The 14,722-nt window shown below is 68.2% G+C and carries 12 protein-coding genes; 6 read left to right on the forward strand and 6 right to left on the reverse strand.

Annotated features, from left to right (window positions below):
• Window positions 1–31 precede the first annotated feature (31 nt).
• A complete protein-coding gene (locus tag IM760_RS08990) occupies window positions 32–799 on the reverse strand; it encodes a lysophospholipid acyltransferase family protein (protein ID WP_204428480.1) in 768 nt (255 codons plus the stop codon).
• The gene (locus tag IM760_RS08995) at window positions 796–1,614 is read right to left on the reverse strand and encodes a GNAT family N-acetyltransferase (protein ID WP_204428482.1); all 819 of its coding nucleotides are present in this window, start codon (window positions 1,612–1,614) and stop codon (window positions 796–798) included. The genes IM760_RS08990 and IM760_RS08995 overlap by 4 nt, the downstream gene beginning before the upstream one ends.
• A gap of 377 nt (window positions 1,615–1,991) precedes the next feature.
• Here IM760_RS08995 and IM760_RS09000 point away from each other — a divergent pair, with 377 nt between their 5' ends.
• Window positions 1,992–2,330, forward strand: a complete 339-nt coding sequence (locus tag IM760_RS09000) for an addiction module antidote protein (protein ID WP_204428484.1) — start codon at window positions 1,992–1,994, stop codon at window positions 2,328–2,330.
• A gap of 17 nt (window positions 2,331–2,347) precedes the next feature.
• Window positions 2,348–2,647: a CDGSH iron-sulfur domain-containing protein gene (locus IM760_RS09005; protein WP_204428485.1), complete on the forward strand. Its 300-nt coding sequence runs from the start codon at window positions 2,348–2,350 to the stop codon at window positions 2,645–2,647.
• Between the two features lie 33 nt (window positions 2,648–2,680).
• On the opposite strand, the gene IM760_RS09010 is transcribed toward IM760_RS09005, so the two are convergent.
• Together IM760_RS09010 and ppc are read right to left on the reverse strand one after the other, a co-directional pair.
• The gene (locus IM760_RS09010; RefSeq protein ID WP_204428486.1) at window positions 2,681–3,424 is read right to left on the reverse strand and encodes a dienelactone hydrolase family protein; all 744 of its coding nucleotides are present in this window, start codon (window positions 3,422–3,424) and stop codon (window positions 2,681–2,683) included.
• Between the two features lie 170 nt (window positions 3,425–3,594).
• Window positions 3,595–6,258, reverse strand: coding sequence for a phosphoenolpyruvate carboxylase (gene ppc, locus IM760_RS09015; protein ID WP_204428487.1), 2,664 nt, complete (start codon window positions 6,256–6,258; stop codon window positions 3,595–3,597).
• Window positions 6,259–6,456: 198 nt separating this feature from the next.
• Here ppc and IM760_RS09020 point away from each other — a divergent pair, with 198 nt between their 5' ends.
• Window positions 6,457–7,413 carry a GGDEF domain-containing protein gene (locus IM760_RS09020; RefSeq protein WP_204428488.1) on the forward strand — a complete coding sequence of 319 codons (957 nt, stop codon included), beginning with the start codon at window positions 6,457–6,459 and terminating at the stop codon, window positions 7,411–7,413.
• Window positions 7,414–7,508: 95 nt separating this feature from the next.
• The gene (locus IM760_RS09025) at window positions 7,509–9,197 is read left to right on the forward strand and encodes a trypsin-like serine protease (RefSeq protein ID WP_204428489.1); all 1,689 of its coding nucleotides are present in this window, start codon (window positions 7,509–7,511) and stop codon (window positions 9,195–9,197) included.
• A 66-nt stretch (window positions 9,198–9,263) separates the two neighbouring features.
• Here IM760_RS09025 and IM760_RS09030 read toward each other — a convergent pair whose 3' ends face one another.
• A complete protein-coding gene (locus tag IM760_RS09030; protein ID WP_204428490.1) occupies window positions 9,264–10,922 on the reverse strand; it encodes an FAD-dependent monooxygenase in 1,659 nt (552 codons plus the stop codon).
• A 133-nt stretch (window positions 10,923–11,055) separates the two neighbouring features.
• On the opposite strand from IM760_RS09030, the gene dinB reads away from it, so the two are divergent.
• Entirely contained in the window at window positions 11,056–12,159 is a 1,104-nt protein-coding gene (dinB, locus tag IM760_RS09035) for a DNA polymerase IV (RefSeq protein WP_204428491.1), read from the forward strand.
• A gap of 324 nt (window positions 12,160–12,483) precedes the next feature.
• Window positions 12,484–13,848, forward strand: a complete 1,365-nt coding sequence (gene ppnN, locus IM760_RS09040; protein ID WP_204428492.1) for a nucleotide 5'-monophosphate nucleosidase PpnN — start codon at window positions 12,484–12,486, stop codon at window positions 13,846–13,848.
• Here ppnN and IM760_RS09045 read toward each other — a convergent pair whose 3' ends face one another.
• Window positions 13,849–14,619, reverse strand: a complete 771-nt coding sequence (locus tag IM760_RS09045) for a 3-hydroxyacyl-CoA dehydrogenase (RefSeq protein WP_204428494.1) — start codon at window positions 14,617–14,619, stop codon at window positions 13,849–13,851. It abuts the gene before it with no gap.
• Window positions 14,620–14,722: the final 103 nt, after the last annotated feature.

Genomic DNA, 14,722 nt, shown 5'->3' on the forward strand with positions numbered 1-14,722 from the left:
TACCGTAGGAGCGGGCGGCCGGTGTACCGGTTCAGCTCAGGGCGGCGACGATCTGTTCGCGGGCGGCCCGGGCCCGGTCCCGGGCGGCCGCGGCGGGCACCGGGGTGCCGAAGGTAAGCTCCACCACCACCCGTTCCCGGCCCATCAGCCGCCACAGGTTGTGGTGAAATTCGTCGTCATCGATGAATGCCAGGCCGGTGTCCACCCGGCCGGCCTCGTCTCGGTAGCGCACCGCCACGGTCTGCACGGTGGCGTGCTCGGCGGCCACGAACAGCGGCGGGAAAAAGCGGCGCACGCCGGTGCCGTCGGTGGTGGTGCCCTCCGGGAACACCAGGATGCTGCGGCCCCGCGCCAGATGGGCGCGGATTTCCTCGGCTTTCTGCCGCGACTCGCCGCCGCCCCGGCGGATGAACAGGGTGCCCACGGAACGGGCCAGCCAGCCGATCACCGGCCACCGCGCCACTTCCGCCTTGGACAGAAAATGGCAGGGCCGGGCCGCCGCGATCACCGGAATATCCAGCCAGGACACATGGTTGGCCACCAGAAACACCGGACCGCCGCGCAGGGCCCCGTGCACGCGCAACTCCACGCCAAGAATGCTCAGCAGCCGCAGGCACCAGCGCTGCTTGGCGTGCAGAATCTCGGCCCGGTGCGGGTCGTGGGCGGCCCGCCGCCACAGCGCCTCCAGCACCCCGGCCAGCAGATGCACGGCCACGCGCAACGCCCGCCACAGGCGCCGCGCCAGCACCCGTGGCCCGGCCGGCGCCTCGGCGGGCGCGGAAAGATCCGGTTCGGTCATACCATTGCCACCGCCTCGGCGGGCTGCAGGAAATGCTGCACGTAGCGCGCCGGCAGGCGGTCCACCTCCATCAGAATAAAATAATCCAGACAGTTGAAGTCCGGGTCCCAGCAGGGCTCGCCGCACACCCGCGCGCCCATGCGCAGGTACGCCTTCAGCAGCGGCGGCATTTTCACGCCCCGTTCGGCCAGCGCGTCGCCGGGCACCGGCTCCAGCCGGCAGCGCGGCGTCACCCGCAGCGCCGACGGCGCCAGATGCGCCTCGCGAATGCGCCGGTCGATGGCCGCCACATTATAGCCCTCGCCCAGCGCCACGCTGGCGCAGCCGATCAAATAGCGCACGTCATTTTCCAGCATATACCGGGCCAGACGGGCCCAGAGTACCGTGATCACCGCGCCGCCGCGATGCTCCGGGTGAATGCAGGTGCGGCCGATCTCCGCCACCCGGCCATCCAGGCGCTCCACCAGCGGCATGTGAAACTCGCCGGCGGAATAGAAACCGCCGGTGCGCGTCAACCGCTCCCCCGGCAACACCCGGGTGTAGCCCACCAGCTCGCCGGTCTGATTGTCGCGCACCACCAGATGCAGGCAATGCCGGTCGAAGCGGTCCCGGTCGAGGCCGAACGGAGCATGGAAGCTGGCCCCGTACTCCTCGGAAAAAATCCGGTAACGCAGCCGTTGCACCTTGAGAATTTCCCGCCGCGAGCGGGTGAAATAGGCGCTGAACCGGGCCCCGCCCTCCAGGTCCCGCTCCCGGGACCGGACCAGAAACGGCGGGCGCAGAGCTTTGATCCTTCCAGCGGCGTGCGCAAGCATAACGAGCTCCAGGCTGATTTTTCCGCCAGTCTGGAAGCCCCCCATTGCGGTCCCGTGACAACCCCGTGACCATCCGGCGACAAGCCATCGTGCAGGTCGGGCTTACAATCGCCCTGGCCATTTTCCTACAGATCGAATCCGACTCCTCCGATACAGCCCGACCGTGCCCCGGCTCATCCTGTGCTCCACGGCCTCGCCCAATATGGCAAGTGCCGACAAGTAACCTTTAAGTTACAAGAGCAGGCAGGTATGATCGAGCTGTATCGTTACCGGACCGCCGCGGGCCGCGTACCCGTCACCGCCTGGTTCAAGCGTCTTCGGGATCCTCGTGGTCGGCGGGCGCGCGTTTACTGGGAAGATTGGCAAAGGAGAAACCTATGAACCCTTCTGTCGCGGCGTCCGTCTCCCACACGGACGCGACCATCGCGGAACTGCGAGCCAGTCGCGCCTTCGCGCTTGAGTATCTTCAGGCGGCGTTGGAAGAACTGGACGATCCCAGCCATCGGGGTGCCGGCTTGCTCGCCCTGCGCGATATCGCCGAAGCCTATGGCGGAATGGCGCAGATTGCTCGCGAATCCGGTATCGCTCGCGAGGCGCTATACAGGGCTCTGTCGCCGACGGGCAATCCCACACTAAAAACCTTGCTCGCGGTGCTACACGCCGTGGGAATGCGGCTTTCAGTGGTCGAGGCCACCTCTCGCGTGGACGCGGGTTAACGCAAGGAAGACTCATCATGCGCGATGAACAGCCGGCGGCGCCGCGTTATCCGCAGCCGGTAAAGATGCGGCCCGGCGAAACCCGGCACTGGTGCCGCTGCGGGCACAGCGACGCGGCGCCATTCTGCACCGACGGTCGCTGTCCGGCGGAGGACCGGCTGGCCTACACCGCCGGCAAGGAAGAGATCGTGCTGTTCTGCGGCTGCGGCGCCACCAGCCGGCCGCCGCACTGCGATGGCGCCCATGTGGGCCTGCGCAAAAAGAAAAAAGAACGGAACGGACGGGCCTGGTGGCGACGCTGGTGGCGCGCCCGCTGAGGGAAAAGGCGATGCCCGGCACCGCCGCGCCGGTTATTGGAGAGGCGGTTCCGAGAGGGTGTTCCGGAAAAATGTCAGAACGCGCCGCCAGCTGTCCTCCGCGGCGTCCGGTTCATAGCGCGCGCGCAACGGACTGTAATCGGCCAGCCGTTTGAAGTAGAAGGTCTGATGGTCGTTCATGTAGGAATGGCCGGCGTCCGGGTAGGTTTTGACGTCATGGGGGACGCCCAGCTCGGTGAGGTGGCGGGCCAGGCGTTCGCCATGGCCGCCGTAGATCAGATCCTTCTTGCCCCAGCCGCCCACCACCGGGCAGATGCCGGTCAGCGCCTCGGCGCGGCGCGGCACGCCGCCGTAGAACGGCGCCACCACTTGCAGCCCGCCGCGGGCGGCGAACAGCAACGCGAAGCGCCCGCCCATGCAGAAGCCCATCATGGCCACCGCGTGAACCGGCTCGTCGTCCTGTTCCAGTACCCAGCGGCGACAGGCTTCCAGGTGGTCGAAGGCGTCGCCGTGGCCGCGCTCATGGTCGCGCAGGGTGCGCGCCACGCACAGGGCGCGAACGCCGGGGCGGTCATAAAGGTCCGGCGCCAGCACCGGGTAGCCGTTGTCGGCCAGCCGCTCGGCGATGCGCGCCTGGTCCTCGGTAAAGCCGAAGATGTCGTGGATCACGATCACCGCCGCGTTCAGGCCGTTGTTGCGCGCGGGGCGGTACCAGCGGGCACGCATGCGGTGGCCGTCGGGCAGGATGACATGGGTAAGCAGGGGCTGGGCGGTCATGGCGGTTCCTTGCCGGGTTCGGGGTTTGCCCAAGCGTATCGCCCCTCCGCCTTGCCGGGCAGCCCGCGCGGCTCGATTGGCCCGAACGGCTTGCCACGGTTCGCGACTGACGTCGCTCCCACGACGCTTCGTAGCAGCGGCTTCAGCCGCGATCAATTAGCCGTGAAACATCAGCCGGTGTTGCGCATGCCCGCGGCGATGCCGGCGATGGTCACCATCAGCGCGCTTTCCAGCACGTCGTCGCCGTCCCGGTCGCGCAGGCGGGCCATCAGCTCCGCCTGCAGCAGGTGCAGCGGATCGGTGTAGGGATCACGGACGCGGATCGACCAGCGCATGACCGGGTTGTTGACCAGCAGGTCCTCGCGATCGGTGAGCCGGTGCAGGGCGTCCACGCTGGCCGCCAGCCGCTGGCGCAGGGTGTCGCCCAGGCGCTTCAGGTCCGGGTCGTCGGTGAGACGCTCCTCATACCAGGCGGCCACCCGCGGGTCGGCCTTGGCCAGCACCATCTCCAGCATGTCCACCACGCCCTGGAAGAACGGCCAGCGCTCCGCCATCTGCCGCACCAGCGCGGTCTCGTCCTCGCTGTCCAGGGCCGCTTCCAGGGCGGCGCCGGTGCCCAGCCAGGCGGGCAGCATCAGACGGATCTGGGTCCAGGCGAACACCCAGGGAATGGCGCGCAGGGTCTCCACGCCGCCGCCGGGTTTGCGGCGCGCCGGGCGGCTGCCCAGGGCCAGGCGGCTCAGTTCGGTTTCCGGGGTGACGGTGCGCAGGTAACCCACCAGCGCCGGGTCGTCGCGCACCACCTGCCGGTAGCCCTGCACCGACACGTCGGTGAGCTTCTGCATTTCCCGACGCCAGCCGTCTTCCGGTTCGCCCGGGGGCAGCAGGGTGGCCTCCAGGGTGGCGGCCACGTACTGCTCCAGGTTGTAGGCGGCCACCGACGGACGGCCATATTTGAAGCGGATCACCTCGCCCTGTTCGGTGACCCGGATGCGGCCGGCCACCGAGCCCGGCGGCTGGGACAGCAGCGCCATGCGCGTGGGCGAGCCGCCCCGGGAGATGGAGCCGCCGCGACCGTGGAACAGGGTCAGCGGCACGCCGTGGTCGCGGAACAGGCCGGTGAGTTTTTCCTGGGCACTGAACTGCGCCCAGGCGGCGCCCAGAAAGCCGGCGTCCTTGGCGGAGTCGGAATAGCCGATCATCACTTCCTGGCCGTCACTCACCCGCTGACGGTAAAGCGGAATGTCGAGCAGTGCGGTCATGGTGTCGCCGGCGTTGTTCAGGTCGTCCAGGGTTTCAAATAGCGGCACCACGCGCATCGGGTGGCGCACGCCGGCGATCTTCTGCAGCAGCATCACGGCGAGCACATCCGACGGCCCGCGGGCCATGGAAATCACGTAGGCGCCCAGGCCCTCCGGGCCCTGCTCGGCGATCACCTTGCAGGTCTCCAGCACCTCGCGCACGTCGCCGTCGCACAGGTCCGCCCGGTAGAAGGCGTCGTCCACCAACGGCCGGCGGCTTTCCAGTTCCTTGAGCAGAAAGGCCTGCTTTTGCGCTTCGTCCCAGTCGCCGTAGCCGCCCAGGCCCAGGTAGCGGGTAATGGCGTCCAGGGCGGCGGTGTGGCGGGTGGATTCCTGGCGCACGTCCAGACACAGCAGGGTAATGCCGAAGCAGTTGAGCCGGCGCAGGGTGTCCTTGAGCTCACCGTCGGCGATGGCGGCCAGGCCCACCTGGCGCAGGGAGCGGTCGATCAGCAGCAGCTCGTCGAGCAGCTGGCGGCCTTCGGTAAAGCCTTCGCCGTCGGGCACCGGCCGCCCTTCCACCAGGGCCTCCATGCGCCGGCGGGTGATCTTGAGGCGGTCACGCACGTCGCGCAGCACCACCCGGTAGGGTTCGTGGCTGGGGCCGGTGCGCGCCAGCAATTCTTCGCTGGCGCGGTGCATGGACAGATCGGCGAGCAGGTTTTCCACGTCGCGCAGGTACAGGTCGGCGGCCATCCAGCGGGCCAGCAACAGCACCTCCCGGGTGACCGTGGCGGTGACGTTGGGGTTGCCGTCCCGGTCGCCGCCCATCCAGGAGGCGAAGCGGATCGGCACCCAGGCGGACGGCGGTGTGTCCAGCCCGGCCAGGGCCAGCTCCGCTTCGATATCACGCATTGCCCGCGGCACGGCGCGCCACAGGGATTGCTCGATCACCGCGAAGCCCCACTTGGCCTCGTCCACCGGCGTGGGCCGCTCGCGGCGGATTTCGTCGGTGCTCCAGGCGGACAGAATCAGCTCGCGCAGACGCTGGCGCAGGCCGTGTTCCTCCTCGGTGGTCAGATCCGGGCGGTCGCGCTCGGCCAGCAGATCGGCCATCTGGTCGTATTTGCGGATCAGGGTGCGCCGGGTCACCTCGGTGGGATGGGCGGTAAGCACCAGCTCCACGGACAGCGGCGTCAGGGTCTCGCGGATGCGCTCCGGCGGAACGCCCTGCTCTTTCAGTTTCGCCAGCACCTGGCGCAGGCCCTGGTCGGTGTCCGGGTCGCCGGGGTAGCGTTCATGGCGGCGATGCAGCCGTTCCCGGTGGTGCTGCTCGGCGATGTTGGCCAGGTTCAGAAACTGGCTGAAGGCGCGCGCCACTTCCAGCAGGGTGGCGTCGTCCAGGGGCCCCAGCAACTCGCGCAGACGGGCCAGTTCCACCTCGCCCTGGGAGCGGCTTTCCACCGCCGCCTGGCGGATCGTTTCCACGGTGTCGTAAAGCCGCTCACCGGCCTGTTCGCGAAGCACCGCGCCCAGTTCCTCGCCCAGCAGGCGAACATCCTCGCGCAGCGGCGCGTGTTGGTCCTGATCCATGTCACTCCCCATTCTGCTCTGCTCCGGCGATCCTGTTTTTGCCACCGAATGGTGCATGCTACTGCATTCCATCCTGCCCGAGCGGCCCGGGCTCGACCGTGAAGTGCTTTTTTACAACAATCGTCAAACCGGTATCTTTATTCCGTACCGGGGCTGAAGCAACATAGCGCCCAGCAAACCGAGGAACCGTCAACCGCCATGGAAACCCCGAGCCGCATGTCCACGGAGCAGGGCGTGATCATCCTGCAATACGTCGCGAGGGCGCTGTTCGCCGTACTGGCGGTGATCTACTTCAACCATTCCTCGGCGTTCTTCTTCACCCTGCCGGCGGTGACGCCCTGGGTGCTGGCGGGCACCTATCTGGGCCTGCAGCTGCTGTTCCTGGTGGCGCGCATTCCCCATGCCGCCCTGCTCGCCTCGCTGCTGGACCTGGTGATCCTGGGCATCGTGATCCTGATCGACGCCGGCGAGCCGCCGCCGACCATGGCGCTGCTGTTCCTGGCGGTGCTCAGCAACGGCCTGCTGCACGGCCTGAAGCGCTTTCTGGTGATGCTGGCCGCCGCCGAAGTGGTGCTGGTGATCGTCATGCCAATCCGCATCAGCTACGGCGAGGCCGGCGACCCGTTCGACCCGGCCGCCTCCGCCAGCCTGTTTCTGCTCGCCGCGCTCACCGTGTGCATGCTGTATTTCGGGCTGATGATCTGGCGCAACCAGGTGCTGGCACGGCAGTCCATGGAGAACGCCTGGCGGGATCCGCAGACCGGCTTTATCAGCCGTGCCGCCCTGACCAGCACCGCCGGCTGGCTGATCCCGCTGCACGACCGGCTGTCGTCGCCCCTGACCCTGGTGCTGGTGCACGACGAGGACCTCAACGGCCTGGCGGACACCGTCGGCCAGCGCCTGCGCCGCAGCGATATCGTCGCCCGCTACGACGAGGACCATCTGGCCCTGCTGCTGCCCTGCACCGCCGCCGGCGCCGCCGAGCAGGTGCTCGGCGATCTGCGCCAGGCGCGGCCGGGCCTGCGCGCGGCGGTGATGACCCTGCACAGCGCCAACGCCGCCCTGGAGCAGGCCCTGCATCATCTGCAGACCGCCATGCCGCGCACCCGCAGCGACGACGCCCACTGGCTGGCCCACGCCTCGCCGCTGACCTGAGCCTTCCGGCTTAACCAAAGCGTAACCATTTCCTCACACGATGCCGCGCGCCGTGGCGTATGCTCGTGGTTGAGTCGAGGATCGGGGAAGTCATTATGAAACCATATTGGATCGCGCTGCTGGGCGCCCTGTGCGCACCGGCCTGGGCCCAGCAGGCCCAGCCACGCATTATCGGTGGTGAGACCGCGCCCGCCGGGGAATGGCCGTGGATGGTGCAGCTCGACATTCAGTTTCGCGCCACCAATGAGGTCGGCCTGTGCGGCGGTGCCCTGCTAGCCCCGGGCTGGGCGGTGACGGCCGCCCACTGTCTGATTGAGGAAGACAATCAGGGCGTGCCCCCCGGCGACGTGACCGTGTTATACGGCAGCCCCATCCGGAACGATGGAGCGCCCTATGCAGTCAGCGCGTACTATGTGCCACAGGGCTTCAATCGGGCGGTGACTCCGGCATTCGACAACGATATCGCACTGCTACGGTTGAACAATGGCCCGATTCCGGATGTCTTTCCCAGCCTGATCGGCAGCGCGCAGTTCCAGGATCTGCAGAGCCGCTCCGCCGCCGAGCGGGATGAGGCCCTGACCGCCCTGGGCTGGGGCGTGACCCGGCCCGGCGGCGACACCCCCGCCTCGCGCCTGCAGGAAGTCCAGCTGGACTATGTCCCCACCGGCACCTGCCTGAACCAATGGGGCAGCGGCAATTTCAATACCGCCACCATGGTGTGCGCCGATGAACGGAATCCCCTGGACGGCCAGCAACAGGACACCTGCATCGGCGACAGCGGCGGCCCCCTGTTCATCGGCCAGGACAGCGATCCCTACCTGGTCGGTCTGACCAGCTACGGCCAGGTCAACTGCGCCGACGAGCTGCCCTCGGTGTACACCAATGTGGGCAGCCAGATCGGCTTCGTGGAAGCGGCCACCGCCGATGCCGGCGACCCGCTGGTGGATCTGGCCCTGGAAGACACCGGCGAGCGGCTGTACGTGGCGGCGGCGGGCACGCTGTCCCGCACCCTGACCCTGGCCAACCGCGGCCAGAGCAACAACGTCACCGGCGCCCGCATCGCGGTGAGCGATGGCGGCGATCTGGACGTACGTCTGGACGGACAAAGTTGCTCACTGCTGAACAACCCCTGCTACACCGCCCCCGGCACCCTGGGCACCACGCTGCTCAACCGCACCGATCAGGTGGCCCTGAGCGCCAGCTATACGGGCCTGACGACGCCGGCCCAGGCCACCCTGACGCTGAACGCCGGCGCCGACCAGGAAGAATACCGGATCAAGAATAACCGCCAGCAGGTGACGCTGATCTTCTCCGACCAGGCGGACCTGGCGGTGAGCGCCCGCCTCACCTCGTCCAGCCGCGACGCCAATGACCAGGGCGTGGCCGAGGTCCAGGTGACGGTGCGCAACCTGAGCACCGTGAACGGCGCCGACGCCAGCCAGGTGACGGTGACGCCGTCGCTGCCCGCCGGCACCACTATCCGGAACAGTTCCGTGCCCTGCGACACGGTGTGCCAGGTGGGCAGCCTGGCCGCCGACCAGAGCACCGAGTTCACCCTGACGCTGGTGACCGGCACGCTCCAGGAAGACGACCTGGGCCTGACGGTGGCCGCCAACGGCGGCGACTTCCCCACCGACAACAACGACACCACCCTGCCGCTCACCTACACCGCCTCCACGGCCGGTGGCGCGGTCGACGGCGGCGGTGGCGGGGGTGGCGGCGGTGCCTTGGGATGGATGGGGATGTTGCTGGCCTTGCTGGTGGCGGCTCGCTATCGCGGCTGAAGCCGCTCCTACATCACCATCTCTTACCGGCCATGTAGGAGCGGCTTCAGCCGCGATAAGGCGCGATCAGGCGCCGCGCAGCATCCGTTCCAGGTAAGCGAACAGATAGTCCGCATCGGTGAGCGGCGCCCGGTAGGCCAGGTGGCCGTCCGGGCGCATCAGCCACAGGCGGCTGGCGTCGCCGAACGCCGCCTCGAAGGCGCCCTGTTCATCCCGCCAAAGATGCACCGCCCGGGCCATGGCGCCCCGGGGCGGGTCCAGCTCCAGGTCGCCCCGGCTGATCACGGTCACCCTCAGCTCATTCAGGTATTCGTCCGGCAGCCGCGACAGCAGGGCGTGCAGGATCACCCGCGAACGGTGGTCCGGCTCCTCGCCCAGCTGCACCAGCAGATGGTGCAGCGGCTGGCGCAGCAACGCCTGCACCCGCCGCTCGCCGCCGTCCCGTTGGGACACCAGGGCGGCGTCGGGCACCCGGTCACCGGGCAAGGGCCCCTGATGACGCCAGCCCATCTCCGCGTCCGGCCCCGCGTCCACCAGTGGCGAGTGGCGGTAATGCACGTCCAGCTGGCTGGCGCGACGCACCAGCCGGCGAGTCATCTGCGGCCGGCCGCCGGCCAGCTTGATCAGTGAATCGCGGGCGCCCCGCAGCGCCCGGGCACGCACAAGCGAAGCCCGCGACAGGGCGTCCACGCCGCGCAGCATGTCCTCGGCCACCGGCCGGCGCTCCTGCTGGTAGCTGTCCAGCAGCTTGCCGCCGCCGTAGCCCCGGCAAAACAGCACCAGCTTCCAGGCCAGGTTGAAGGCGTCGCCGATGCCGGTGTTCATGCCCTGGGCTCCCAGCGGGCTCTGCACGTGGCAGGCGTCGCCGGCGAGCAGAATACGGTTGCGCCGGTAATGGCTGACCAGGCGCCGCTGAATGGTGAACCGGCTCATCCAGCGGGCCCGCTCCGGCACCGGCACCTGCTCGCCCAGGGCGGCGCGCAGGCGCTCCTGGAAGGCCTCCAGCCGGGGCTCGCCGTCCTCGTCGTCCGGATCGCCGTTCTCGCTGATCACCAGCCGCCAGCCCTCGGGCATGGGAATCGCCGCCAGATTGCCCTCGGCGAGCATGAACCCGTGGAAGGCGTCGTCGGCCAGGTCCGGGGGCGTCCAGTCCACGTCGGCGAGCAGAAAATGTTCCCGGTAGTCGTGGCCCTCGAAGGGCAGCCCCAGCAGGTCGCGAACCCGGGAATGGGCGCCGTCGGCCCCCACCAGCAGCTGGGTGCCGAGCACCGTCTCCTGGCCGTCACGGCGCACCACCGCGGTGACCCCGGACCCGTCCTGGCTCGCTTCCAGCAGTTCGGCGCCACGCCACAGCTCGCCGCCGAGGCGCCGGTAACGCTGTTCCAGCACCGCCTCCAGGCGCGGCTGGGGGCAGCACAGCAGTTCCGGAAACGGCGAGGTCAGATCGCCGAACTCCAGGTCCAGCAGCGGGCCTTTTTCGCCGTGCACACGGATGCGCGCCAGCGGCCGGGCCTCGGCGCGTACCGCCTCCAGCACGCCCATGGCGTCGAAGATTTCCAGGGTACGGGCGTGCAGCCCCAGGGCCCGCGAATGGGGCTGCCGCTCCGGCAGCTTGTCGATCACCCGGCAGGGCACGCCGGCGCGCAGCAGATTGATGCCCAGGGTCAGCCCGGTGGGCCCGGCGCCGACGATCAGCACCTTGGGGGCGGTGGAACCGGTGTTCATGACCATGCCGTTACCCGAAACAGTGATACCATGGCGCCAGGCCGCCTGGTCTGATGAAACGCTGTCATTCGCGATGGACTCCTTACCTGCACTGTCGCCACATTCACCGTAGCCGCGATCTTCCCACTGTACTGTGAGCCGCAAAATCATCCACGTGGATTGTGATTGTTTCTACGCCGCCGTGGAGGTGCGCGACGACCCGCGCCTGCGCGGCCGTCCGGTGGCGGTGGGCGGCGACCCCAACCGTCGCGGCGTGATCGCCACCTGCAATTACCCGGCCCGGGATTTCGGGGTGCGCTCGGCGATGGCGTCTTCCCAGGCACTGCGCCTGTGCCCCGAGCTGGTGATTCTGCGCCCGGATTTCGACAAATACCGCCGGGTGTCCGGGCAGATTCAGGATATTTTTCGCACCTTTACCAACATTATCGAGCCCCTCTCCCTGGACGAAGCGTTTCTGGATGTGTCGGAGAGCCCGCTGCACGCCAATAGCGCCACCCGCATCGCCGAGGCGATCCGCCAGAAGGTACGCACCACCCTGGGCATCACCGTGTCCGCCGGGGTGGCGCCGAACAAATTTCTCGCCAAGGTGGCCAGCGACTGGAACAAGCCGGACGGCCTGTTCGTGATTCCCCCGGACCGGGTGGAGGCGTTCGTGGCCACCCTGCCGGTGAAGCGCATCTCCGGGGTGGGCCGGGTCACCGAGGACAAGCTGGCGGCACTGGGCGTGCAGACCTGTGGCGATCTGCAGGGGCTGAGCCGGCTCGATCTGGCGCACCATTTTGGCAGCTTCGGCGAGCGGCTTTATCACCTGGCCCGGGGCGAGGACGACCGTCCGGTGCAGACCAGCCGGCGGCGCAAGTCAGTGAGCGTGGAAAAAACATACCATGAGGACAAGCGCAATCTGACGGACTGGCTGCGCGAGCTGGACGATCTCCTGGAACGGCTGGAGCAGCGCATCGCCCGGCTGGACGCGCACTACATCATTCAGGGGCTGACGGTGAAGGTGCGCTACAACGACTTTCGCATCGTCAGCGCCGACCAGGGCGGGGAGCGGGTGGAGCGGGCGCCGTTCGAGCGGCTGTTGACGCAGCTGTGGGAGCGGCACCCGGCGCCGGCGCGGCTGCTGGGCGTGGGGGTGCGCCTCAAGGACCTGAAGGAACCGCGCCAGGCCGACCTGTTTCCGGAGGAACGGGCGCGGGCGCTGCGTGATCGGCGCGGGCCAGGCACTGGCGCATGATCTCGCGGCCGCGCCGGGCCACCGGCTCCATCTGGGTGTTCAGGTAGTCCTCCAGCACGCGCACGCTCTCGTCGCGCCGGGTGACCGCGTCCGGGCCGGGGTGCGTGGCCAGTTCGCGCACCGCGTCGTCCAGCTGATTGAGGTACTTGAGCAACATGCCACTCTCCGGGGCTTTCACGCTGATGCGGTCATAGTGACCCAAGTGGACGCCATTTGGCATCCGGCGAACGGTGGAGCGGGGATGAAATCCTGTAAAAACTGATTTCCGTCAATCCCCGGCCCGCCTGTATGCTTCGCCCTGTATCGCTTCTGACTAGGATTGTTATGACCGCCACCGTATCCACCATCGTCGCCCCGGAAGGCAGCCTGGAAGTGCTCAGCCAGCAGGAAGTGGAGCGCCTGCGCGACACCTCCGCCAAGGGTCTGCATGATCTGCTGCGGCGCTGTGCCCTGGCGGTGCTGAACGCCGGCACCCCCACCGACGACAGCCGCCAGGTACTGGAAACCTACAAGGACTTCGAGATTCAGGTGATCCAGGAAGACCGCGGGCTGATGCTCAAGCTCGACAACGCCCCCGCCGGCGCCTTCGTGGACGGCCGCATGATTCGTGGCATCCGCGAGCACCTGTCGGCGGTGCTGCGCGACATCGTCTACGTGGCCAACGAAATCCAGCACGGCGGGCGCTTCGATCTGGACAGCACCGACGGCATCTCCAACGCCGTGTTCCACATCCTGCGCAACGCCGGCACCCTGCACGCCGGCGAACGCCCCAACCTGGTGGTGTGCTGGGGCGGTCACTCCATTTCCCGGGAGGAGTACGACTACTCCAAGAGCGTGGGCTATCAGCTGGGCCTGCGCGGCCTGGACATCTGCACCGGCTGCGGCCCGGGCGCCATGAAGGGCCCCATGAAGGGCGCCCACGTGGCCCACGCCAAGCAGCGCAACCGCAAGGGCCGCTATCTGGGGATCTCCGAGCCGGGCATCATCGCCGCCGAGGCCCCCAACCCGATCGTCAACGAACTGGTGATCATGCCGGACATCGAGAAGCGGCTGGAGGCGTTCCTGCGCATCGCCCACAGCATCATCGTGTTCCCCGGCGGGGTCGGCACCACCGAGGAGATCCTGTACCTGCTGGGCGTGCTGCTGCATCCGGACAATCGGGACATTCCGCTGCCGGTGATCTTCACCGGCCCGGCTCACAGTGCCGAGTACTTCCGCCAGATCGACACCTTCATCCGCTATGCCCTGGGCGACGACGCCGCCAAGCGCTACCGGATCATCGTCGACGACCCGGAAGCGGTGGCCCTGGCGGTGCGCGACGGCGTGCGCAAGCTCACCGAATACCGCCGCGAGCAGGACGATGCGTTCTACTACAACTGGCGCCTGTCGGTGCCGGTGGACTTCCAGCGCCCCTTCCACCCCACCCACGAGGCCATGGCGGCGCTGGCGCTGGACACTTCCCTGCCGGTGTTCGACCTGGCCGCCAACCTGCGCCGGGCGTTCTCCGGCATCGTCGCCGGCAACGTGAAGGAGACCGGCATCCAGGCCATCGAGGAACACGGGCCCTACCGGCTGAGCGCCGAGCCGGGCCTGATGGCCCAGCTCGACGTGCTGTTGCAGTCGTTCGTGGCGCAGAGCCGCATGAAGCTGCCGGGCAGCCACTACCAGCCCTGCTACGTGCTGGAGTAATCAGCGCGGCTGCATGCGGATGCCGCCGTCCAGGCGGATGGTCTCGCCGTTGAGGAAGGTGTTTTCCACCATGTGGCAGACCAGGGCGGCGTACTCCGGCGGGTCGCCCAGCCGCTTGGGGAACTGGGTCATCTCGATCAGCGGCATCTTCACCTTGTCCGGGGCGGCGTTCATCAGCGGCGTGTTGAAGATGCCCGGGGCGATGGTGTTCACGCGGATGCCGAACTGGGCCAGGTCCCGGGCCATGGGCAGGGTCATGCCGACCACGCCGCCCTTGGTGGCGGCGTAGGCCACCTGCCCGACCTGCCCGTCGAAGGCCGCCACCGAGGCGGTGTTGACGATCACGCCGCGCTCGTTGTCGTCGCCGGGTTCGTTCTCGGCCATCAGCGCCGCCGCCAGGCGGGCCACGTTGAAGGTACCGATCAGGTTGATCTGCACCACCATGTTGAACACGCCCAGGTCGTGGGGCTGGTTGTCCCGGCCCACGGTCTTCATGGCGGAGCCCACCCCGGCGCAATTGACGCACAGATGGAGTGCCCCGAACCGGTCCCGGGTGGCGTCGATGGCGGCTTTCACCGACGCCTCGTCGGTCACGTCGGTCTGCACGAACGCGGCCGCCTCGCCCAGGGCGGCGGCGGTTTCCGCGCCCTTCTCCTGATCCCGGTCGAGGATCATCACCCGGCCACCCCGGGCCACCAGCGCCTCGGCGGTGGCGCGGCCCAGTCCGGAGGCGCCCCCGGTAATCACGGCGACTTTACCCTGGATGTTCATACTCTCTCCTTGTCGGTAAAAAAACGCAAAACCCGACTATAACGAAGGTCAAGCCGCCCGACATTGTTGCTTCCGCTCAACGCCGTGCGCATTCTGGTAATCC

The organism is Alloalcanivorax marinus (assembly GCF_016906305.1).
GTDB lineage: Bacteria > Pseudomonadota > Gammaproteobacteria > Pseudomonadales > Alcanivoracaceae > Alloalcanivorax > Alloalcanivorax marinus.